The organism is Micromonospora sp. LOL_024 (assembly GCF_048060415.1).
Classification (GTDB): Bacteria; Actinomycetota; Actinomycetes; order Mycobacteriales; family Micromonosporaceae; genus Micromonospora.
Genome location: NZ_JBHMIS010000008.1, coordinates 103,436 through 124,919 on the forward strand (window position 1 = coordinate 103,436; position 21,484 = coordinate 124,919).

Genomic DNA, 21,484 nt, shown 5'->3' on the forward strand with positions numbered 1-21,484 from the left:
GCGCAGCGGCGGGCCCCGCCGATCATCGCGGGGCGAGTCAGCAGAGGGCGCGGGTGACCTTCTCGGTCGTTCGACGGTCGGCGAGCCGGGCCGGGTCCGGGTGGGCGCAGAGCACCAGGCTGGCACCGGCGCTGAGCGGGGCCAGCAGCCAGTCGAGCGGGTCCGGATGCCGGTCGACGTCCACGAGCACCCGGTCACCCGGGGCGATGTTCAGCTCGGTGGCGCGGTCGGCAGCCCGGGCGCGCAGGGCGGCGTGCGCCGGGCCGCCGCCCGGGTACGCCCCGAAGTGGTCGCCGTGGACGCGCACCTCGGTGACGTAGTCGGCGAAGCCGGTCGGAACCTCGCGCAGTGGTAGCGCGAACGGGTGCAGGGCGAGCGCGTACCGGTCGGCGGCCGACCAGGCGTCCGCCTCGGCGGCCCGGTCCGCGGCGGCAAAGAGCACGTCCACGTCGCCCGGCTTCCCGGACACCGTCAATCCGGCCGACCAGCAGCCGAGCAGCACCGCCGCGGTCTGCCAGTGTGGCGGCAGCAGCACCGCCGCGGTCTCGCCGGGACCGATGGCCAGGTCGTCGACGAGCAGATTGGCCGTCTTGGCCACCCAGTTCGCCAGCGTCGCGCCGGAAAGTTCGGTGCGCTCGCCCGTCGCGTCGTCGTACCAGGTCAGCAGCGGTCGGGTGGGATCGGTCGCGATCGCGTCGACGAAAACCCGGGCAATGTTGTCGGCCATCGACGCGAACGATACGCCTCTGACGGCCGTATTCGATGACAGCGACAAGTCGGCGTACCGTCGGGTCGCAGTCAGCGCCCGTACCCGGCTCCGGCGTAGGCTTGGCCGGAGTGTCGTTCCCCACAGTCTCGCCACCGCAAGGAGTCGCCAAGTGACCGCCGGTCGCCCGCCCCGCGTGCTCATCGACGCCACGAGTGTCCCCGTCGATCGCGGCGGCGTCGGTAGATACGTCGATGGGCTGCTCGGTGCCCTCGACAAGGTGTGCGGATCGGCGGTCGACCTGGTCGTGGTCAGTCTTCGCACGGACCTGGAGCGGTACCGCAGGACGCTGCCCGGCGCGGAGATCGTCCCGGCCCCCGCGGCGGTCGCGCACCGGCCCGCCAGGCTCGCCTGGGAGCAGACCGGCCTGCCCCTCCTGGCCCAGCAGGTGGGTGCCGAGGTGCTGCACTCGCCCTTCTACACCTGCCCGCTGCGGGCCGGCTGTCCGATCACGGTGACCGTGCACGACGCCACCTTCTTCACCGAACCGGAGCACTACGACAAGTCCCGCCGCACCTTCTTCCGCAGCGCCATCAAGACCTCGCTGCGGCGCGCGGACCGGGTGATCGTGCCCAGCAAGGCGACCCGCGACGAGCTGATCCGGCTGCTGGACGCCGACCCGACCCGGATCGACGTGGCGTACCACGGGGTGGACCAGGCCGCCTTCCACGCCCCCGGCGACGAGGAGAAGGCCCGGGTGCGTGCCCGCCTCGGGCTAGGCAGTAGCAGCTACATCGCGTTCCTCGGCGCCAAGGAGCCACGCAAGAACGTGCCGAACCTGATCCGGGGCTGGGCGCGGGCGGTGGCCGGCCGGCAGGACCCGCCGGCCCTGGTGGTGGCCGGTGGGCAGGGGCACGACGACGACATCGACCGGGCGGTCGCCGAGGTGCCATCGCACCTGCGGCTGCTGCGCCCCGGTTACCTGCGCTACGGCGACCTGCCCGGATTTCTGGGCGGAGCCCTGGTGGCCGCCTACCCGTCGTACGGGGAGGGGTTCGGCCTGCCGATCCTGGAGGCGATGGCCTGCGCCGCCCCGGTGCTCACCACGCCCCGCCTGTCGCTGCCTGAGGTGGGCGGCGACGCGGTCGCGTACACCAGCGAGGACCCGGAGCAGATCGCCACCGACCTGGCCGCGCTGCTCGACGACGAACCGCGCCGGCTGTCGCTGGCCAAGGCCGGCTTCGACCGGGCCAAGGAGTTCACCTGGGAGTCCAGCGCCGAGGTGCACATCTCGGCGTGGGCCAGGGCGCGGGCCTGAGGCCGCAACCGTGACGTCCGGTCGGGACAGTTCGGGCATGATGTCCTGGTGATCTATGTCGTCATTCCGGCGGGTGGCAGCGGTACGAGGTTGTGGCCGCTGTCCCGCGCCGGTCATCCCAAGTTTCTCCACCCACTCACCGGCACCGCCGCGTCGCTGCTCCAGGCGACGGTGCAGCGGCTGGAGCCGCTGACCACCCCCGCGCGCACCATGGTGGTCACCGGCGCCGCCCATGCGGCAGCCGTGGCCCGTCAACTGACCGGTCTGCCGGAGGAGAACATCCTCGTCGAGCCCTCGCCCCGGGACTCCTGCGCGGCCATCGCGTTGGCCGCGGCGGTGATCGCCGTGCGTGACCCGGACGCGGTCATGGGCTCGTTCGCCGCCGACCATTTGATCGGCGAACCGCAGCGGTGGGTGGCCACGGTCCAGCAGGCGGTCCGGGGGGCCGAGCAGGGGCTGCTGATGACCGTCGGGATCACCCCGACCCGGCCGGAGACCGGTTACGGATACCTCCGGACCGGCGAACCGGTCGGTGACGGCCCGTTGCGCCCGGTCGTCGAGTTCAAGGAGAAGCCCAGCGCCGAGGTGGCCGAGGCGTACCTGCGCTCCGGACAGTACCTCTGGAATGCCGGCATGTTCGTCTGGCGGGTGTCGGCATTCCTCGCCGAACTGGCCCGCCAGCAGCCCGCCCTGCACGCCGGTGTCACCACGATCGCGGCGGCCTGGGGCACCGACGAGCAGGACGACGCGCTCGGCGCGATCTGGCCGACGTTGACGAAGATCTCGGTCGACTACGCGGTGATGGAGGGCGCGGCCGGTGCCGGGCGGGTGGCGACCGTGCCGGGTGACTTCCGGTGGAACGACGTGGGTGACTTCCACACCCTCGGCGAGGTCCTGCCGGCGGACGCCGACGGCAACGTGGTGCTTGGCGGCGACGTCAAGGCCGAGGTGCTGCTGCGCGACACCAGCGGCACCGTGGTGGTCTCGCAGTCCGGCCGGTTCGTGGCCGGTGTCGGCCTACGGGATCTGATCGTGGTCGATACCGCGGATGCGCTGCTGGTCTGCCCGCGCGACCGGGCCCAGGACGTCAAGTCGATCGTGGACGAGCTCAAGGCGCGCGGCGAGGAGAAGCTCGTCTGAAGGCCGCCAGACCGGGCGCGACGAGCCGGGCCGTTCCGCCGGCCAGCGGGTGCGGCAGCTGGTCCGGCGGGAACCAACCCAGCGCCGCTGACTCCGCGCTCACCTGTTCCACCGCTCCAGCCGGAGCGAAGACCGCGAAGCGGACGTCGTGATGCAGTGAACCGCCCTGGCAGCCCACCGTGTGCACGTCCACGTCGACCGGCACCGGATCGATGCGCAGTCCGGTGATGCCGGACTCCTCAGTGGCCTCGCGCAGTGCCGCCTCGGCCAGGGTCCGGTCGCCCGGCTCGCAGTGCCCGCCTAGCTGCACCCATAGGTGGAACTTGCCGTGCAGGCAGAGCAACACCCGGGAACCGGTCGCGTCGAACACCAGCGCGCTGGCGGTGACGTGGCCGACCCGGTGCTCGCGTCTCAGCCCGACCGGACCGTCGGTCAGCAGCCCGAGAGTTCGATCGCGGGCAGCGGCCGCGTCGGGGCTCGTCGGTGTCCAGTCGCTGAGCACCGACGTCGCGTCGGCGTGCAGGTCGGCCCATTGTCCCGCGCTGTCGAGCGGGGACTCCTCCGATACTTGAGGCGTTGACAAGCGGCCCCTCCTTCCGGCTCCGTACAGCGTAGGGGCACGGATCCGGTACACCGGCGAACGGGGAGGCGGGGTCGCACAGGTCAACGAGGTACGGGGACGATGGCGGGGCGGCACCCCTGCGGAATTCATGAGCCGCAGACCCTCGTATGTGCCGCCCGGCCGATCGTCCCGTCCTCGGGCACCTGAAGGAGCGGACGCCTGTCCAACGCGCGTCGCCCCCTCCGGCATGGGAAGCATGGCGGAAACGGCATGCGGGCGTCGAGGTGTTTCAGCTCAGGCTTAACAATCCGAGGTCGTGGTGGCCGGGTAGAGTTCTGAGGTTGCCGGGCGCCCCTCCAGCCAGGTGACGGGGAGCTGTTCCATGCTGAAGATCCATTTCTCCGGCGAGGACATCCGCCGGACCAGGGTGGCTCCGGCGGCTGATCCGTTCTGGGAAGTGGTGCTGAGCCTGCACCTGCTACCCGGGCGCAGTCGTGACCCGCTGCTGGCCGGCTGGCGGCGCGAGGTGTCGCGCGGGATGCGCCAGCAGGAGGACGTCGGCGCCCTGCGACTCCTCTCCTCGTTGAGCCCGCCGCGTGGCTACTTCCCCGACTTCCTCACCCCCTACGACAGCGTGCACGGGTTCGAGGCGGGGATGGAAGCGCTGCGGCGTACGCCGGTCGCGCTGCTGCAACGCGACCTGACGTTGCTCGCCAGGAGCCGGGGCCTGCCGCCCGGTGCCGCCGCCTTGGCCCGGGGCGAACCGGAGGCGCTGGAGTACCTGGCAACGACGATCGGCCGCTACCGCGAACTGGCCCTCGGGCCGTACTGGCCGCAGGTCCAGGGTGCGGTGGAAGCAGACCGGGCCAGGCGGGCGCGGACCATGCTCGACGGTGGCATCGAAGGGCTGCTGGCCAATCTTCTGCCGGGCGTGCGGTGGGAGCCCGGCGTGCTGGCGGTCCCCGCCTACCCGAGCACCCGCGAGCTGTACCTGCGGGGTCGGGGGCTGTTACTGGTGCCGTCGTTCTTCTGCTCGAATACGCCGGTGGCGCTGGTCGACCCGAAGCTGCCCCCAGTACTGGTCTACCCGGTGGACCGGCTGGGCGGGCTGACCGCCGCCGACGGGGCCGGGTCGGGCGGCGCCAGCCGGTCGGCGTTGGCCGCGCTGCTCGGTCGTAACCGGGCTGCGGTCCTGGCCGCCAGCGACGACGGCTGCACCACCGGCGAGTTGGCGCGCCGGCTGAGCATCTCACCGGCCGCCGCCAGCCAGCACACCACCGTGCTACGTAACGCGGGCCTGCTGGTCAGCCACCGCGACCGCAACACCGTGCTGCACACCCTGACCCCCCTCGGCCGTGCCGTCCTCAACCACTGACTCAGAGGGCGAGGGTGGCGGCGGCGGTGGTGTCGCCAGGCGGGGGCAGGAGTTGGGTGGGTACGCCCTGCGCGGCGAGGGCGGTACGCAGGCGCTGTACGTCCGTGCCGAAGCGGACCAGTTGGACCGGCCCCACGGGGGTCGGCGGTGAGCAGAGCAGCAGACCGGTGGCGTGTGCCGGCCAGCCCGGCACGATGGTGACCAGCCCGGTCCGCACGTCGTCGTCGGTGACCTGGGTGAAGACCGTGCCGGGGGCGACCACCTTGGCGACGATGGCGATCGCCCGGTCCACCGCCGCCGGGTCGGCTGCTACGGCGCCCGGCTGATCCGGCAGGGTGGCGGCGGTGAGTAGACCGGCGGCCTTCGCCTCCGCGGTGCCGAGCGAGAAGAGGTCCATCGACGCGTCCCGGATCAACGCCCTGGCCCCGTCGGGGTTCTCCGTGAGCGGCGCCGACAGGTAGCCGCGGACCACCGCCACCGGCATCTGGTCGCACTTGCCCTTGATCAGTTCGCCCGCGGCGGCCAACTCGTCGACCACAGCCATCTGGGTCAGCGTCAGCTCGTTGCCGTACGGGTCGACCTCGCCCCGGTGGTCGCGGATGGCGTCTATCCCGGCGACGCCGAGGGCGACGTCGGTCAGCCCGTTGCGCCAGGGGCGGCCCATCGTGTCGCTGATCACCACCGCCACGTCCACGCCGTTCCGCTCGCGCAGTGCGGCACGGAGCGCCCGGGCCGAGGCGTCCGGATCCCTCGGAAGCAGCACCAACCGGGTCTTGTCGACGTTGGAGGCGTCGATCCCGGCCGCGGCCATCACGAAGCCGTGGCGGGTCTGCACGATCCGGGTGCCCCCCCGGGCGGCCACCACCCGGACGGTCTCCGCCGCCAGCGCCTCGTCCCGGGCGGCCTGCCGGTCCGGGCCGTCAGCCGGGACGTCCACCAACTGCCCCTCAGCCTTGGAAACGATCTTGCTGGTGACCACCAGCACATCGCCGTCACGCAGCCAGGGTGCCGCGCCGCCGATCAACGCCGCCAGGTCGTCGCCCTCGGTCACATGCCCGATGCCGGGCACCGGAAGAATCTCCAGCCTCACGTCAACTCCACCGCCGCGCGGACCATCGCCGCCGTCGTCGCCTCGTCGGTCATCCTCAGCGGCACCGCGCGGACGGTCACGTCCGGCACCATCGCGTCCGCATCCTCCTCCGCCACCAGCCATCCGTCGAGCAGGCCGCCGACGGCCCGGCCCCCGTACAGCCCGCCGACCCCGGCGGCGCTGCACTCGACGCCGACCACCGCCAGGCAGCGGTCGGCCATGCCGCGTACCGGTGCGCCACCGATGATCGGAGACACGCCCACCACCGGAGCGGTGCCGTCCACCAACGCCTCCCGCAGGCCCGGCACGGCCAGAATCGGCGCGATGCTGACCACCGGGTTGCTCGGCGCGAGCAGCACCACGTCGGCGCCGGCAATCGCCTCGGTCACACCGGGTGCGGGCTTCGCCGCCTCCGCGCCGACGAAGACGAACCGTCGGGTGGGCAGCTGTGCCCGGTGCCGCACCCACCACTCCTGGAAGTGGATCGCCCGCTGGCCATCGTCGACCTCGGTGACAGCGTGGGTCTCCAGGCGGTCGTCGGTCGCCGGCAGCAGACGTACGCCGGGCTGCCAGCGGGTCGCCAGCGCGTCGACGACCTGGTGCAGCGGGTATCCGGCGTCCAGCATGGTGGTGCGTACCAGGTGGGTGGCGATGTCCTTGTCGCCGAGTCCGAACCAGCTCGGCTCGATCCCGTACGTGGCCAGTTCCGTCTTGATCGTCCAGGTCTCTCCGGCCCGGCCCCAGCCCCGCTCCGGGTCGGCGCCACCACCGAGGGTGTACAGCACGCTGTCCAGATCTGGGCAGATCCGCAGCCCGTGCAGCCGCAGGTCGTCGCCGACGTTGACGACGGCGGTCACCTCGGCACCCACCTCGCGGGCGTACGCCCGCACTCCGAGCAGGAACCGGGCACCGCCGATTCCCCCGGTCAGAACCACGATCCGCATCCGCTCATCCTCGCCTACGTGACGCCTGCGGCACCGGGATGCCCCGGGAGACTAGGCTCACGTCGGCATCTGTCCGCTTTCGCCCCAGGGAGAGTTCGTGACCAGCCCCGCCGAGCCCCCGCCCACCGACCCGACCCCGGCCCGCCAGGTGACCGGGCCGCTGCGTGAACTCGTCGCCGTCGTGCTTCTGGGCGCGAATGCCGTCTTCCTCTTCGTCGGGCTGATCCGGCTGCTCACGCCGCAGGGCGCCCACAGCACGGTGACCGGGCGTGCCGAGAGCTCGTTCTCCGCCTTCATCGGGGTGGAGGCCGTCGTCCTGCCGGTGCTGGCCGTGTTGCTCGCCACCCACCTGGCGCCGGTCGTTGCGCGGGCGAAGCTGATCACTCAGGTGGCGCTCGGCGAGTACGCGGCCAGTGCCGTGCTGGGCGGCCTGACGCTGTTGATCTGGGTGGTCGGCCGGCTGGCCGAGGGTCAGGTCTTCGACGCGATGACCGGCATGCTCAGCCGGGCGGCCTGGGTGGCGCTCTTCGCGGTGGCGGCGTATGTGGTGTGGAGCGTCTGGCAGCGGCTGTACCACGTGCCCCGGCCCAGGGCGGAGCCCGGCCTGTACGGCACGCCGCAGCCGGGCTGGCCGCACCCGGGTGGCCCGGGTCAGGCCGGTTACCAGACCGGCGGGTGGCCGCCGGTCCAGCCGGGCGGCTGGCCGGGCGGCGATCAGTCCGCCGGCTACGGCGGCGCGCAGCCTGGTCACCCTGCGCGGCCTGGTCACCCTGCGCAGCCTGGTCACCCTGGTGCCGGCCAGCCCGCCGGCTACCATCCGAGCGGCGGCCGGTCCGGCGAACAGGCGACCGGCGGCTACCCGAGCCCGGGCCAGTCCGGTGGCCAGCCGGGGTGGCCGACGGCCGGCCAGGCAAACCCGGCCGGAGGGCCGCCGGCGGCACCGCACACCTGGCCGCCGCACGGTCAGCCGGCGGTGCCACCGGCCGCGCCGTCCTCGCCGGCTCCGCCGTTGCACGGCCAGTCGGCTCCGCCGTTGCACGGCCAGTCGGCTCCGCCGCCGTTCGGGCAGCCCGCCGCAGCGGATCCGACCCAGAGCATCCCGCGTCAGGGTGCCGAGCCGACCCAGGTGGTTCCGCGACCGGCGGACGGCGACGCCGATCGCACCCAGCGGATCGACCCGGGTGACGATCCCCGATGACGACCGGCGGGCCGTACTAGCGTGCGGTTGGCCACGGGGCGCAGACTGCACCCGGTGGTAACGCATAGGCTGGGCGGATGGTTGATCGGAGCGAGCCTGGGCCGGGCGACGCGGGCGTACGGCGGGCGCTGCGCCGGGCCGCCGCCGGGCGGGCGCTCGACGTCGATGAGGCGTCGGCACTGCTGACCGCCCGGGGATCGGCCTTGCAGGAGCTGCTCGGCATCGCCGGTGCGGTCCGCGACGCGGGTCTGCGTGACGCCGGCCGGCCCAACGTGGTGACGTACTCGAAGAAGGTCTTCATCCCGCTGACCCGGCTGTGCCGGGACCGCTGCCACTACTGCACCTTCGCCACCGTGCCGCACCGGTTGCCGGTGGCTTTCCTCGACCGCGACGAGGTGCTCGCCATCGCCCGGGCCGGCGCGGCACAGGGCTGCAAGGAGGCTCTGTTCACCCTCGGTGACCGGCCGGAGGCGCGCTGGCCGGCGGCCCGGCAGTGGCTGGACGAACGGGGCTACGAGTCCACCCTGGACTACCTGCGTGCCTGTGCGGTGGCGGTGCTGGAGGAGACCGGCCTGCTGCCGCACCTCAACCCGGGCGTGCTCTCCTGGTCGGAGCTGCAACGACTCAAGCCGGTCGCGCCCAGCATGGGAATGATGCTGGAGACCACGGCGACGAGGCTCTGGTCCACGCCGGGCGGCCCGCACCACGGTTCGCCGGACAAGGAACCGGCGGTGCGGTTGCGGGTGTTGGACGACGCCGGTCGGGTCGGCGTGCCGTTCACCACGGGCATCCTGATCGGCATCGGTGAGACCCTCGGCGAGCGGGTCGACGCCATCTTCGCGATGCGGCGGGCGCACCGGGAGTACGGCCACCTCCAGGAGGTGATCGTGCAGAACTTCCGTGCCAAGCCCGACACGGCGATGCGCGGTATGCCCGACGCTGAGCTACACGACCTGGCCGCCACCGTGGCGGTGGCGCGCGTGCTGCTCGGGCCGAAGGCCCGGATCCAGGCGCCCCCGAACCTGATCGCCGGAGAGTACGACCTGCTGCTGCGGGCCGGCATCGACGACTGGGGCGGGGTGTCCCCGGTGACCCCGGATCATGTCAACCCGGAGCGTCCCTGGCCGGAACTGGATGAGTTGGCGGAGCGTACCGCCGCCGCCGGCTTCACCCTGCGGGAGCGGCTGACCGTCTACCCGGAGTATGTCACCGCCGGCGAACCGTGGCTGGATCCCCGCCTGCTGCCACACGTGACGGCGCTGGCGGACCCGGAGACCGGGCTGGCCGTGGAGTCGGCCCGGCCGGTGGGCCGGCCGTGGCAGGAGCCCGACGAGACGTACGGCGGTCGGAGTGACCTGCACGCCACCATCGACACCGTCGGTCGGACGGCGGATCGGCGGGGCGACTTCGACCACGTCTACGGCGACTGGTCGGAGGTGGCCGCGAAGGTCGGGCGGCAGGCGACCGCGGGTTTCGGTGACGTCGACCTGCGGGCCGGGCTGCGGCTGGCCGCGGACGACCCGGCGGCGTTGCTGGAGCCCCGGCACGTCGATGCCGTGCTCGCCCTGCTCGCCGCGGACGGCCCGGCGCTGGACGAGTTGTGTCGCACCGCCGACGGGCTGCGTCAGGCGGCGGTCGGCGACGACATCACCTACGTGGTCAACCGCAACATCAACTTTAGCAACGTCTGCTACGTGGGCTGCCGGTTCTGTGCCTTCGCCCAGCGGGAACGCGACGCCGACGCCTACCGGCTGTCGGTGGAGCAGGTCGCCGACCGGGCGCAGGAGGCGTGGGAGGCCGGCGCCAGCGAAGTATGCCTTCAGGGTGGCATCGACCCGAAGCTGCCGGTGACCATCTACGCCGACCTGGTCCGGGCAATCAAGGCGCGGGTGCCACAGATGCACGTGCACGCCTTCTCGCCGATGGAGATCGTGACCGCCGCGGCCAAGGCCGGCGCGTCGGTGCGGGAGTGGCTGACCGGGCTGCGCGAGGCGGGGCTGGACACCATTCCGGGTACCGCGGCGGAGATTCTCGACGACGACGTGCGCTGGGTGCTGACCAAGGGCAAACTGCCGGCCGCCGCCTGGGTCGAGGTGGTCAGCACCGCCCATGAGCTGGGGATCCGGTCCAGCTCCACGATGATGTACGGCCACGTCGACCATCCTGGCCAGTGGCTGGCGCACTTTCGGGTGCTGGCCGGGGTGCAGGACCGCACCGGCGGCTTCACCGAGTTCGTGGCGCTGCCGTTCGTGCACACCAACGCCCCGATCTACCTCGCGGGAATCGCCCGACCGGGGCCGACCTGGCGAGAGAACCGGGTGGTGCACGCGATGGCGCGGGTACTGCTGCACGGCCGGATCGACAACATCCAGTGCTCCTGGGTCAAGCTCGGTGACTTGGGAACGGCGGAGCTGCTGCGTAGTGGCTGCAACGACCTGGGGGGCACCCTGATGGAGGAGACCATTTCCCGGATGGCGGGCTCCGGCAACGGTTCGGCGCGTACCGAGGAGCAGCTGCGGGCGATCGCGGCGGCGGCGGGACGGCCCGCGCGTGAGCGCACGACTGCGTACGGTTACCTAACCTCGTAGCGTCGAACCATTCTCCGTCGCCGCCCGTACCTGTCGATGCCGGCGACGGTAGCGGCGAGACCGCCGCCGGCACCCCTCAATCGGGGCTGGCGAGCGCTGTCGTGAGCCCCGTTCCCTGAGGCGGGCGCGTGCGCGCCGCCGCCGGAAAGGTTGCCATGATTACTGACAAGCGGAAGCGGCGTTGGCCGAAGCTGTCCCGTCGGCAGACGTTGACGGCGGCGGCGAGTGCCACACTCGGCGCCGCCGCCCTCGCGGTACCGGGGCTCTCGCTCGCCGGGGACGGCGACGACCAGGCGGCGGCCGGCGTCGACGAGACGATCGTCGTGCACCTGCGGGACGTGCGGTCCGGCGCTATGGACGTGTTCGTCGGCGAGTCCCGCATCGAGGTACGGGACCGGGGTCTGGCTGACCGGTTGCGCCGAGCCGCCCGGCGCTGAGCGGATGCCCGTCCGACCCTGCCACGCCGCACCGGCCGTGGTGTTTGCCCCGACTGGCCCTGCCGCCGGCGTTGAGCGTGCTCCGCCCGCCCGGCACACCGTGCGGGCCGGCGTCTTCCGGCCCGGCGCAGGTTCTCGGCGCCCGGCCGGCCGTTGATTTCACTTTTTCGCCAGTGAGGTGGGTCCTTCATGTCTTCACACCGCGAGGCACCGGAAATCGCCAAGGATCCGGTTGCCGACTCATCTGATCTATACGCGTTCGTCACCCCGGACCGCCCGGACACGGTGACGCTGATCGCCAACTACGTACCGCTGCAGCTGCCCTCCGGCGGGCCGAACTTCTTCGAGTTCGGTGACGACGTGCGATACGAGATCCATCTCGACAACAACGGTGACGGTCGACCGGATGTCACCTACCGATTCGAGTTCACCACCGAGATCACGAACCCGAACAGTTTTCTCTACAACACCGGGCCGATCGATGCTCTGGACAGCGAGAACTGGAACCGGCGACAGTTCTACAGCCTGACCCGGATCATCGGGGGCCGGGAGGAGCGGTTGGCGCGCAAGCTGCCCTGCCCGCCCTGCAACGTGGGTCCACTGTCCACCCCGAAGTACGGCGAGCTGGTGCGTCAGGCCACGTTCAAGCTCTCCACCGGGGAGCGGGTCTTCGCCGGGCAGCGCGCGGACGGCTTCTTCGTCGACCTGGGCGCGATCTTCGATCTGGGTACGCTGCGACCGTTCCAGCAGCTGCACGTGGCCGGGAAGAAGATTTTCAAGGAGGCTGGCGAGCCGGTCAACGCCACCGACCGGATGAACGTGCACAGCCTGGCGCTCCAGGTGCCGCTGGACCGGGTGCGTCGTCGCGCGGACCGCTACCACTGGCAGGAACCCGCCTCGGTGATCGGCGTGTGGACCTCGGCGTCCCGCCGGCAGGTGCGGGTGCTTGGTGACCGGTCGGCGGCGGACACCAACGCCGGACCTTTCACCCAGGTGTCCAGGTTGGGTAATCCGTTGTTCAACGAGGTCATTGTGCCGATGGCGCAGAAGGACCTGTGGAACACCCTGCCGCCCTCGGAGGACAAGCGGTTCGCGCAGTTCGTCGAGCGGCCGGAGTTGGCTGCCCTGCTCCCGGTGCTCTACCCGGATGTCTTTCCCAATCTGGAGGAGCTGAACAGCTCGGAGCAGGCGCGGGCGGACCTGGTCGCCATCCTGCTCACCGGCATTCCGGAGGGGTTGATCGACGGGTTCACCAATGTGACCGGGGACGTCCAGGCCGACATGCTGCGGTTGAACACGGCGATCCCACCGGCGAGCCGCCCCAACCAGTTCGGTCTGCTCGGTGGTGACCTGGCGGGCTTCCCGAACGGCCGGCGGGTCACCGACGACGTGGTGACGATCGCACTGCGGGCCATCGCCGGGCTGACCGTGCCGCTGGTGGACCGGAACTTCCAGCCGGACGCCGCGGCGGCGGCGGTGACGCCGGGGTTGAGTGCCGCGGACGTGACCGCGCCCTTCCTCCGCAGCTTTCCGTTCCTCGGCTCGCCCTATGACGGGTTCAACAACCCGTCGGTGGATTCCTGACCAGGAGGCGGGGACATGGCCGGACACGAGCATTCGCACACGTACGGGCCCTCGGGGACCGCGACCGTCGTTCTCGATCTTGGTGGTGACACCGGCGCCCTGATCATCTATACGGGACGTCAGTTGCTCGGCCGGGAGATTGAGGTGAGCCGGTCCGACCGTGACGGCGAGCCGCGCACGCATTCGGCAGTGCGGGAGCGGCAGGTCCGGGACGGCACCTTCCACAGTGCCGTCTACCCGGATCTGCCGGCAGGCCCCTATACCGTCTGGTGGGACAACGACACGCCGGTCGGATCGGTCACTGTGGCCGGCGGCTTCGTTGCCGAGTTCGCCTTGCCGGCCAGGGCACCCGTGGCGACTGACTGATCTCGTCGCCTACTTCACGACCGTGTCCCGTCCACGATGTGGGCGGGACGCGGTCGTTGTGCGTGGGGCCGACGGGCGAGGTTGGCGAAGTCGGGTTAATCTTGCGGCTCAAGATCAATAGATCTCGACGGGAGGTCCTCCCGGGGTCGGGGGAGGGGTGATCCGCCCGCCGCGCACCATGCGCCACGGGAGAAAACTCGGGCAACTCGCCGGGGAGGGCGTTACTCGGCCGGGGTCTGAATCGATAGGGGCAGGACGAGGCGGGGTGGTCCGGCCGGTCCGGTCGGGTGCGTGTCGGGAGGGCGACTCCATTATCAAGTTTGGCTTGACGACGCACGTATTACACGCGTGTAATTTGAATGGGGTTGTTCGCGCGGAACGTATCACTTCGGACCGGACGGACAAAGCACGCCTTTCGCGTGGGGGGTTGCAGCGGCGAAGACGTCGGTGCGCGACAAGGAGGCAACAGATGGACGGCCAGCTTGAGGCGGCCGACCTGCTCGGAAACGCGCCGGAGTGGCAGGAGCGGGCGTTGTGCTCGCAGACCGACCCGGAGGCGTTTTTTCCCGAGAAGGGCGGTTCGACCCGCGAGGCGAAGCGGATCTGCTCGCGGTGCGAGGTCAAGACGGAATGCCTCGAATACGCTCTCGGGCACGACGAGCGGTTCGGGATCTGGGGTGGGCTATCCGAGCGGGAGCGGCGTAAGCTCAAGCGCCGGGTGGCCTGACGCGTCGTCGGGTGGGGACGGTTGAGGGCCGTCCCGCCCGAGGTTGGCCGACGCTCAGGCCAGTTCGTCCGGGTCGACACCGAGCAGGTTCGCCACCTGCTCGATGATCACATCGTGCACCAGGTCGGCGAGATCCTCCCGATCCATGGCCCGGAACTCCAGCGGTCGCCGGTACAACACGATCCGCGGTGGCACCTCCTGACGACCCGGTCGGCCAGGCAGCAGTCGGGCGAGCGGCACCTCGCCGTCCTCAAGCACGTCGGAGTCGTAGACGTTCAGGTCGGGCGGCACGTCCTCGACGGCGAACTCGACGCCGGCCAACTCCTTGGCGAACCGGCGTTCGAGCGCCTCGACGGTGTCCAGCACCAGGTCGTCGAAGATCTCCGCCTTGGTTCGCGCCAGTGGCACGGTGGCCGGCACCAACCGCCCGCGCAGACCGCGCCCGTGCCGGTCGCGGTGGGCGCGCCGGCCGGGGCCGGGGCGGCGGTTCTCCGGGCTCGTCATGAGCCAAAGGGTAGCGTCCGGGCGGCTCCGCGCCGCATCAGTGTTGGCAGTGCGGCGCGCCGCAGCACCGGGAAGAAATGTGATCACCGAGGCGGGCGTGTCGGAACGCGAACCAGTGCGCCGAAGCCGGTAATGGAGATACCCTGCGCCCGTGAGGTCACCACGGCGCTGTACCCGTAACGGCTGCCCCCGGCAAGCGGTCGCCACGCTGACCTATGTCTACAACGAGTCGACCGCGGTGGTGGGACCGCTGGCCGCCTTCGCCGAGCCACACACGTACGACCTCTGTGAACCGCACGCCCGCAGTCTGACCGCCCCGCGTGGCTGGGAGGTGGTCCGGCACGAGGGCGAGTTCGAGCCACCGCCGCCCACCACCGATGACCTGGTGGCCCTCGCCGAGGCGGTTCGCGAGGCCGCCCGCCCCGCCCCCCGCCCTCCGCAGGACGAGGACCAGCACCGCACCCCGCCCACCTCCCGCCGCGGCCACCTCCGCGTAATCCCCCCCACCCACTGACCCTCCTCCGTCGATCTAGGGCTCTTCGTCGTTGCTGGAGATCGACTAGCGGCGATCGTTCCTAGATCGACGCGGGTGGGGGTGGGGTTAGAGGCGGGACCACGCCTCGGTGAGTACGACTCGCAGGATCTGCTCGATCTCGTCGAACTGCTCCTGGCCGGCGATCAGTGGCGGGGCGAGCTGCACCACCGGGTCACCTCGGTCGTCGGCGCGGCAGTAGAGCCCGGCGGAGAAGAGGGCGTCGGAGAGGAAGCCGCGCAGCAGCCGCTCCGACTCGGCCTCGTCGAACGTCTCCCGGGTCGTCTTGTCCTTCACCAGCTCGATGCCGTAGAAGTAGCCGTCGCCCCGGACGTCGCCGACGATCGGCAGGTCGTGCAGTTTCTCCAGGGTGGCGCGGAATGCCGCCTCGTTGGCGCGTACGTGGCCGATGAGATCCTCGCGGGCGAAGACCTCCAGGTTGGCCAGGGCCACCGCGCAGGAGACCGCGTGGCCGCCGAAGGTCACCCCGTGGGCGAACATGCCGGTCTCGGTGAGGAACGGCTCCATCAGCCGGTCGCTGGCGATCATCGCGCCGAGCGGGGCGTAACCCGAGGTGATGCCCTTGGCGGTGGTGATTATGTCGGGCTGGTAGCCGTAGCGGACCGCACCGAAGTACTCACCGAGCCGGCCCCACGAGCAGATCACCTCGTCGCTGATGAGCAGCACGTCGTACGCGTCGCAGATCTCGCGTACCCGCTCGAAGTAGCCGGGCGGCGGCGGGAAGCAGCCGCCGGAGTTCTGCACCGGCTCCAGGAAGACCGCGGCGACGGTCTCCGGCCCCTCCCGCTCGATGGCGCGGCGGATCTCCTCTGCGGCCCATCGGCCGAACGCCACCGGGTCGTCACCGTGCTCCGGGGCCCGGTAGAAGTTCGTGTTCGGCACCTTGATGCCGCCGGGCACCAGCGGCTCGAAGTCGGTCTTGATGCCGGGCAGCCCGGTGATCGACAAAGCTCCCATCGAGGTGCCGTGGTAGGCGATGTACCGGCTGACCACCTTGTGCTTGGTCGGCTTGCCGGTCCGCTTGAAGTAGGCGCGGGCCAGCTTCCAGGCCGCCTCTACCGCCTCGGAACCGCCGGTGGTGAAGAAGACCCGGTTCAGGTCGCCGGGAGCCAGCGTGGCGATCTTCTCGGCCAGCTCCACCGCCTTCGGGTGGGCGTACGACCAGAGGGGGAAGTACGCCAGCTCGCCGGCCTGCTTCGCGGCGGCCTCCGCCAGCTCGGTGCGGCCGTGACCGACGTTGACGACGAAGAGGCCGGCGAGCCCGTCGAGGTAGCGGCGGCCCTGCGCGTCCCAGACGTACGGGCCCTCGCCGCGCACGATGGTCGGCACCTCAGCGGCGGAGTAGCTCGCCATCCGGGTGAAGTGCATCCAGAGGTGGTCGGTGGCGTTGGCCATGTCAGCCCCATCGGTTCTCGGGCCGGTCAGGGTCACCGGCCGCTCTGCCCACGGTTATCCCACAGTCCCATGGCGGAAGGCAAGTGCAATCGGTTGACGCTGTGGCTTAATGCAACGGATTTAGCGCGTAGGCTGGCCTCGTGCAACGGAATCCGCACCGTCGTGCCGTGGTCGACGGCGGGTAGACCGGAGCGCTGCTTGGTGGGTTGGTCGGGCGTCTGGCGGACCGGCCCGGGTGCCTGTGGGGCTCCCGGCGCCACCGTGTCCAGGGCGCTTCGGGGGCATCCGGGTCGCACACCGGATGCGCGAAACAGTCCTGGCCGCAACACGCCGACAGCGGGCGGACACGGCAACCGATGGTGACTAGCCTGCGCCGAAGTGTGACGTGAGTCGGGAGGGCGCGATGGGTAACGAGGCGTTGCGGGTGGCGATGGTGGAGCGGGGCGAGGCGGCCGAGTCGTTGGCCGGGAAGATGGGTGTCGACCCGAAGACGGCGGCTCGCTGGCTGGCGGACGGGCGGATACCGCACCCCCGGACCAGGATCGCCGTGGCCAACACCCTCGGGCGCAAGGCCAAGGAGCTATGGCCGGAGCCGTTCCGCCGCCGGGACCTGCCCTGGTTCCGGGAGTGGGCGGAGCTGGAGCAGGACGCCAGGGTCCTCCGGTCGTACCAGCCACTGCTCCGAGCTGATCAGGGAAGTGGCGACGACATGGAGATGACCGGCGCCCGCTGGCGCACCGCCACCCGCAGCAGCAACAACGGCGGCGACTGTGTCGAGGTGGCCGACAACCTGCCCGGCCGGGTGCTGGTGCGCGACAGCAAGGCCCGCGACGGCGGCACCCTGGCGTTCGCCCCCGACGCCTGGCGCGCCTTCGTCGCCACCGCCGCGCACCAGTCCACCGACTGATCACCCGCCCTGGTTGACCGACTCCGTTCCGCCGAAATGGCGGGGTCTTTGGCGACGGGTTACCGCCATCCCGCCGAACTGGCGTTGATCAAGCCAGCCGGTCGGCGAGCCGGCTGTTCGGCGTCAGGCGGTGCCCCAGGTGTAGGTCTGCTTGCGCAGCTTGAGGTAGACGAACGCCTCGGTGGACAGCACCCCGGGGACCGCGCGCAGCCGTTGCAGGATCTCCAGCAGGTGTTCGTCGTTACGGCAGACCACCTCTGCCAGCAGGTCGAACGACCCGGCGGTGATCACCACGTAGTCGACCTCGTCGAGTTCGGCGATGCGGTCGGCGACGCTCTCCAGGTCGCCGTCGGTGCGCAGGCCGATCATGGCCTGCCGGGGGAAACCGAGCTGGAGCGGATCGGTCACCGCGACGATCTGCATCACCCCGGCATCGAGCAGACGCTGTACGCGCTGGCGTACCGCCGCCTCGGAGAGCCCCACCGCCTTGCCGATGGTGGCGTACGGGCGGCGACCGTCCTCCTGTAACTGCTCGATGATCTGTTTTGCCACGTCGTCGAGGAGAGCGTGGCTGGCACCCTCGCGCACATTCACCCGGCGTCCACCGTTGCCGCTGTCCTGTTGCCGGCTCGTCATCGACCGCTCCCCATGTCCGTCACCGGCCTGAGCCTAGTGCCAACGGGCAGTCTGGCGTAATTCGTCGTCCAGAGCTAATCCTGCAACGGAATCCCTTGTTAGTGAGGGTTGATCATGTCAGGATCAGTCGTCCATCGCCATTGACCTCCAGTCGGCGCGCCACCCCGTCCCGCCGGCGATCACCCATAGGAGTCGTCACATGCGTAGTGTCTCCCGGCCGTTGACCCGGCGGGGTCTGCTCACCGGCACCCTCGGCTCGGCCGCGCTGCTCGCCACCGGTGGCACCCTGGCCGGCTGCGGCACTCCCGGGGCGCAGCAGACCGAGACCGGTTGCGTCAGCGATGACCTCTCCGGCACGGAGCAGACGTTGGCCTTCTCCAACTGGCCGCAGTACATGGACGTGGACTCCGACGACGAGTCGAAGCGTCCCACGCAGGACGGGTTCGTCAGCAGGACGGGCATCCAGGTGACCTACACCGAGGACGTCAACGACAACAACGAGTTCTTCGGGAAGGTGCAGAACCAACTCGCCGCCTGCCAGAGCACCGGGCGGGATGTCATGGTGCTCTCCGACTGGATGGCCGCCCGGATGATCCGACTCGGCTGGATCCAGAAGCTCGACAAGGCGAGGCTGCCCAACGTCGAGGCCAACCTGCTGTCCTCGCTTCGCAACCGCTCCTTCGACGCGGCCAACCAGCTGGCCATCCCGTGGCAGTCCGGCCTGGCCGGGCTCGCCTACAACGGCCGGGTGGCCAAGGAGATCCGTACCGTTGACGAACTACTCAACCGCGCCGACCTCAAAGGCAAGGTGACCGCGCTGAGCGAGATGCGGGACACCATGGGCCTGCTGATGATGTCGAACGGCCACAACCCGGCCGACTTCACCGCCAGCCAGTTCGACGACGCCCTCAACAAGCTCAAGCGGGCCGTCGACTCCGGGCAGATCCGCCGGTTCACCGGCAACGACTACGCCCCGGACCTGGCCAAGGGGGACATCGCCGCGTGCATCGGCTGGTCCGGCGACGTCGTCCAGCTCGGCTTCGACGACGACCAGATCACGTTCGTGGTGCCCGAGACCGGGATGATGCTCTGGTCGGACAACATGCTCGTGCCTAACCGGGCCACCCACAAGGCCAACGCCGAAGAAATGATCAACTATTACTACGATCCGGCGGTCGCCGCGCAACTCGCCGCCTACGTCAACTACATCTGCCCGGTCCAGGGCGCGCAGGCGGAGATGGAGAAGCTCGACCCCGAGCTGGCCGCCAACCCGCTGATCTTCCCGGACGAGGCCATGCTCAGCAAGGCGCGCGTCTTCATGGCACTGGACGAGCAGCAGGAGCGTGAGTACGAGGGCAAGTTCCAGCAGGTCATCGGAGCCTGACGATGCCACCGGAGACTCCGGCCGGCGACCTGCGGCTGGCCAACCTCACCAAGACCTTCGGCGCCTTCACCGCGGTCGACGACCTGAGCCTGACCGTTGCACAAGGCTCGTTCTTCGCCCTGCTCGGCGCGTCCGGCTGCGGCAAGACCACCACCCTGCGGATGGTCGCCGGCCTGGAGGAGCCGACCAGCGGGCAGGTGCTGCTCGCCGACCGGGACATCGCCCGACTCCGCCCGTACAAGCGGCCGGTCAACACGGTGTTCCAGAGCTACGCGCTCTTCCCACACCTGGACATCTTCGAGAACGTGGCCTTCGGGCTGCGGCGGCGCGGTATCCGTCCGGTCGACGGGCAGGTCCGTCAGATGCTGTCGCTGGTGCAGCTCGACGGGTACGAGCGGCGGCGACCCGCCCAGCTCTCCGGCGGCCAGCAGCAGCGCGTCGCGCTGGCCCGGGCACTGATCAACCAGCCGCAGGTGCTGCTGCTCGACGAGCCGCTCGGCGCGCTCGACCTGAAACTGCGCCGCCAGATGCAGATCGAACTCAAGCGCATCCAGACCGAGGTCGGCATCACCTTCGTACACGTCACCCACGACCAGGAGGAAGCCATGACGATGGCCGACACGGTCGCGGTGATGAACGCCGGGCGGATCGAGCAGCTCGGCGCGCCGGCCGAGATCTACGAGTTCCCGGCGACCGCGTTCGTGGCGAACTTTCTCGGCCAGTCCAACCTGATCGCCGGTGACGTCTCCGGCGGCACCGACGGCGACCTGCTGGTCACCGTGCACGGGGCGCGGTTCTCGGTGCCCGCCCGCCGGTCCCGCGCCGACCGTGGTCCGGTCCACCTGGGGGTACGCCCCGAGAAACTGCACCTGATCCGCACCGTCGACGAGGTGCCCGCCGGCAGCCAGCACCTCGACGGGACCATCATCGACGCCTCCTACGTCGGGGTCAGCACGCAGTACCTGCTGCGCACCGGATCGGGCACCGAGTTGAGCGTGTTCGCCGCCAGCAGCGGCAGCCAGCAGCGGTTCACCCCAGGCGAACAGGCCGTGGCGTACTGGGACCCGGAGCACGCCTTCCTGCTCGGCCGGCACACCGACGAAGACGACCGCACCACCGCAGTCCTCGACGAGCCGGTGGGCACGTCCTCATGAGCGTGTTGGCTCACGTACCCACCGCCCAGGGGCAGCCGGCGTCGCCGCCGGCTGCCCGCCGGAGCAGGCACCGGCTGCTGCCGTACCTGCTGCTGTTGCCCGGCGCGGCCTGGCTGTTCCTCTTCTTCGCGGTGCCACTGGTACAGCTCGCCGCCGCCAGCCTCTACGATCCCAGCGGCTCGCTCTCCACCGGATACGCGCTGACCTGGGCCTTCGGCAACTACCCGACCGCACTACAGGCGTACTGGCCGCAGTTCGGCCGGTCGTTCCTCTACGCCGGTATCGCGTTGGTGCTGGCGCTGCTGATGGGCTACCCGCTGGCGTACGCGATCGCGCAGAAGGCCGGCCGGTGGAAGAACCTGCTGCTGGTCTGCGTGATCGCCCCGATGTTCACCAGCTTCCTGGTACGCACGCTCGCCTGGAAGACGATCCTGTCGGACAACGGCTGGCTCGTCGGGCTGCTACGCGACGTGCACCTGCTCGGCCCCGACGGGCGGCTGCTGGCAACCCCGATCGCGGTGGTGCTCGGCCTGACGTACAACTTCCTTCCGTTCCTGGTCCTGCCGCTGTACGCCAGCCTGGAGCGGCTCGACTACCGACTGCTGGAGGCCGCCAGCGACCTGTACGCCAGCCCGCTGAGGACGTTCCGTCGGGTCACCCTGCCGCTGTCGATGCCCGGCCTGGTCGCCGGAACCCTGCTCTTCTTCATCCCGGCGACCGGCGACTACATCAACGCCGAACTTCTGGGCACGCCGAAGGAATACATGATCGGCAACGTCATCGACTCGGCGTTCCTGGTCCGGCTGGACTACCCGCAGGGCGCGGCGCTGTCGTTCCTGCTGATGTCGGCGATCCTCGTGGTGGTCTTCGTCTACCTGCGTCGCGCCGGCACGGAGGACGTCCTGTGAGCGCGAGG

Annotated in this window: 21 protein-coding genes; 14 read left to right on the forward strand and 7 right to left on the reverse strand. The window is 70.6% G+C overall.

Annotated elements, in window-relative coordinates; genetic code table 11:
• Positions 1-37: 37 nt before the first annotated feature.
• Positions 38-727, reverse strand: coding sequence for a TIGR03089 family protein (locus tag ACFHWY_RS11970; protein ID WP_416580227.1), 690 nt, complete (start codon positions 725-727; stop codon positions 38-40).
• Positions 728-878: 151 nt separating this feature from the next.
• On the opposite strand from ACFHWY_RS11970, the gene ACFHWY_RS11975 reads away from it, so the two are divergent.
• The gene (locus tag ACFHWY_RS11975; RefSeq protein ID WP_416580228.1) at positions 879-2,024 is read left to right on the forward strand and encodes a glycosyltransferase family 4 protein; all 1,146 of its coding nucleotides are present in this window, start codon (positions 879-881) and stop codon (positions 2,022-2,024) included.
• Positions 2,025-2,072: 48 nt separating this feature from the next.
• Positions 2,073-3,164: a mannose-1-phosphate guanylyltransferase gene (locus ACFHWY_RS11980; RefSeq protein WP_416580229.1), complete on the forward strand. Its 1,092-nt coding sequence runs from the start codon at positions 2,073-2,075 to the stop codon at positions 3,162-3,164.
• Here the strand turns inward: ACFHWY_RS11980 and ACFHWY_RS11985 are convergent.
• On the reverse strand, positions 3,133-3,747 hold the full coding sequence (locus ACFHWY_RS11985; protein ID WP_416580230.1) for an NUDIX hydrolase: 615 nt from the start codon (positions 3,745-3,747) through the stop codon (positions 3,133-3,135). The genes ACFHWY_RS11980 and ACFHWY_RS11985 overlap by 32 nt on opposite strands.
• Positions 3,748-4,108: 361 nt before the next feature.
• Here ACFHWY_RS11985 and ACFHWY_RS11990 point away from each other — a divergent pair, with 361 nt between their 5' ends.
• On the forward strand, positions 4,109-5,101 hold the full coding sequence (locus ACFHWY_RS11990) for an ArsR/SmtB family transcription factor (RefSeq protein ID WP_416580231.1): 993 nt from the start codon (positions 4,109-4,111) through the stop codon (positions 5,099-5,101).
• A 1-nt stretch (position 5,102) separates the two neighbouring features.
• Here ACFHWY_RS11990 and ACFHWY_RS11995 read toward each other — a convergent pair whose 3' ends face one another.
• Together ACFHWY_RS11995 and cofD are read right to left on the reverse strand one after the other, a co-directional pair.
• Positions 5,103-6,191, reverse strand: a complete 1,089-nt coding sequence (locus ACFHWY_RS11995) for a coenzyme F420-0:L-glutamate ligase (RefSeq protein ID WP_416580232.1) — start codon at positions 6,189-6,191, stop codon at positions 5,103-5,105.
• A complete protein-coding gene (gene cofD / locus ACFHWY_RS12000) occupies positions 6,188-7,135 on the reverse strand; it encodes a 2-phospho-L-lactate transferase (protein WP_416580233.1) in 948 nt (315 codons plus the stop codon). Before cofD ends, ACFHWY_RS11995 begins: the two co-directional genes overlap by 4 nt.
• Positions 7,136-7,232: 97 nt before the next feature.
• Here cofD and ACFHWY_RS12005 point away from each other — a divergent pair, with 97 nt between their 5' ends.
• The 6 genes from ACFHWY_RS12005 (at position 7,233) to ACFHWY_RS12030 (ending at position 14,035) form a co-directional block, all read left to right on the forward strand.
• On the forward strand, positions 7,233-8,333 hold the full coding sequence (locus tag ACFHWY_RS12005; protein ID WP_416580234.1) for a hypothetical protein: 1,101 nt from the start codon (positions 7,233-7,235) through the stop codon (positions 8,331-8,333).
• Positions 8,334-8,410: 77 nt separating this feature from the next.
• Positions 8,411-10,921, forward strand: coding sequence for a bifunctional FO biosynthesis protein CofGH (locus ACFHWY_RS12010; protein ID WP_416580235.1), 2,511 nt, complete (start codon positions 8,411-8,413; stop codon positions 10,919-10,921).
• Between the two features lie 155 nt (positions 10,922-11,076).
• Positions 11,077-11,358: a hypothetical protein gene (locus ACFHWY_RS12015; protein WP_416580236.1), complete on the forward strand. Its 282-nt coding sequence runs from the start codon at positions 11,077-11,079 to the stop codon at positions 11,356-11,358.
• Positions 11,359-11,547: 189 nt separating this feature from the next.
• Complete coding sequence (locus ACFHWY_RS12020) at positions 11,548-12,942, forward strand: DUF4331 domain-containing protein (protein ID WP_416580237.1); 1,395 nt, start codon at positions 11,548-11,550, stop codon at positions 12,940-12,942.
• 15 nt (positions 12,943-12,957) lie between these two features.
• Positions 12,958-13,308 carry a phospholipase gene (locus ACFHWY_RS12025; protein ID WP_416580238.1) on the forward strand — a complete coding sequence of 117 codons (351 nt, stop codon included), beginning with the start codon at positions 12,958-12,960 and terminating at the stop codon, positions 13,306-13,308.
• 469 nt (positions 13,309-13,777) lie between these two features.
• Positions 13,778-14,035: a WhiB family transcriptional regulator gene (locus tag ACFHWY_RS12030; protein ID WP_092380743.1), complete on the forward strand. Its 258-nt coding sequence runs from the start codon at positions 13,778-13,780 to the stop codon at positions 14,033-14,035.
• A 54-nt stretch (positions 14,036-14,089) separates the two neighbouring features.
• On the opposite strand, the gene ACFHWY_RS12035 is transcribed toward ACFHWY_RS12030, so the two are convergent.
• A complete protein-coding gene (locus ACFHWY_RS12035; RefSeq protein WP_092380744.1) occupies positions 14,090-14,539 on the reverse strand; it encodes a metallopeptidase family protein in 450 nt (149 codons plus the stop codon).
• Positions 14,540-14,690: 151 nt separating this feature from the next.
• Between ACFHWY_RS12035 and ACFHWY_RS12040 the strand changes: the two genes are divergently transcribed.
• On the forward strand, positions 14,691-15,053 hold the full coding sequence (locus tag ACFHWY_RS12040) for a DUF3499 domain-containing protein (RefSeq protein ID WP_416580239.1): 363 nt from the start codon (positions 14,691-14,693) through the stop codon (positions 15,051-15,053).
• Positions 15,054-15,140: 87 nt separating this feature from the next.
• On the opposite strand, the gene ACFHWY_RS12045 is transcribed toward ACFHWY_RS12040, so the two are convergent.
• Positions 15,141-16,487 (reverse strand): aspartate aminotransferase family protein, encoded by a 1,347-nt coding sequence (locus ACFHWY_RS12045; RefSeq protein ID WP_416580240.1) that lies wholly within the window; start codon positions 16,485-16,487, stop codon positions 15,141-15,143.
• Between the two features lie 709 nt (positions 16,488-17,196).
• Here ACFHWY_RS12045 and ACFHWY_RS12050 point away from each other — a divergent pair.
• Positions 17,197-17,394: a DUF397 domain-containing protein gene (locus ACFHWY_RS12050; RefSeq protein WP_416580335.1), complete on the forward strand. Its 198-nt coding sequence runs from the start codon at positions 17,197-17,199 to the stop codon at positions 17,392-17,394.
• Positions 17,395-17,517: 123 nt separating this feature from the next.
• On the opposite strand, the gene ACFHWY_RS12055 is transcribed toward ACFHWY_RS12050, so the two are convergent.
• Positions 17,518-18,030 (reverse strand): Lrp/AsnC family transcriptional regulator, encoded by a 513-nt coding sequence (locus ACFHWY_RS12055; RefSeq protein WP_416580241.1) that lies wholly within the window; start codon positions 18,028-18,030, stop codon positions 17,518-17,520.
• Positions 18,031-18,229: 199 nt separating this feature from the next.
• Here ACFHWY_RS12055 and ACFHWY_RS12060 point away from each other — a divergent pair, with 199 nt between their 5' ends.
• Genes ACFHWY_RS12060 through ACFHWY_RS12070 form a run of 3 tightly spaced genes read left to right on the forward strand, consistent with a single transcriptional unit; the run spans position 18,230 to position 21,476 of the window.
• A complete protein-coding gene (locus ACFHWY_RS12060) occupies positions 18,230-19,414 on the forward strand; it encodes an extracellular solute-binding protein (RefSeq protein ID WP_416580242.1) in 1,185 nt (394 codons plus the stop codon).
• 2 nt (positions 19,415-19,416) lie between these two features.
• Complete coding sequence (locus ACFHWY_RS12065) at positions 19,417-20,568, forward strand: ABC transporter ATP-binding protein (protein ID WP_416580243.1); 1,152 nt, start codon at positions 19,417-19,419, stop codon at positions 20,566-20,568.
• Positions 20,565-21,476, forward strand: a complete 912-nt coding sequence (locus ACFHWY_RS12070; RefSeq protein ID WP_416580244.1) for an ABC transporter permease — start codon at positions 20,565-20,567, stop codon at positions 21,474-21,476. Before ACFHWY_RS12065 ends, ACFHWY_RS12070 begins: the two co-directional genes overlap by 4 nt.
• The last annotated feature ends 8 nt before the right edge of the window (positions 21,477-21,484 follow it).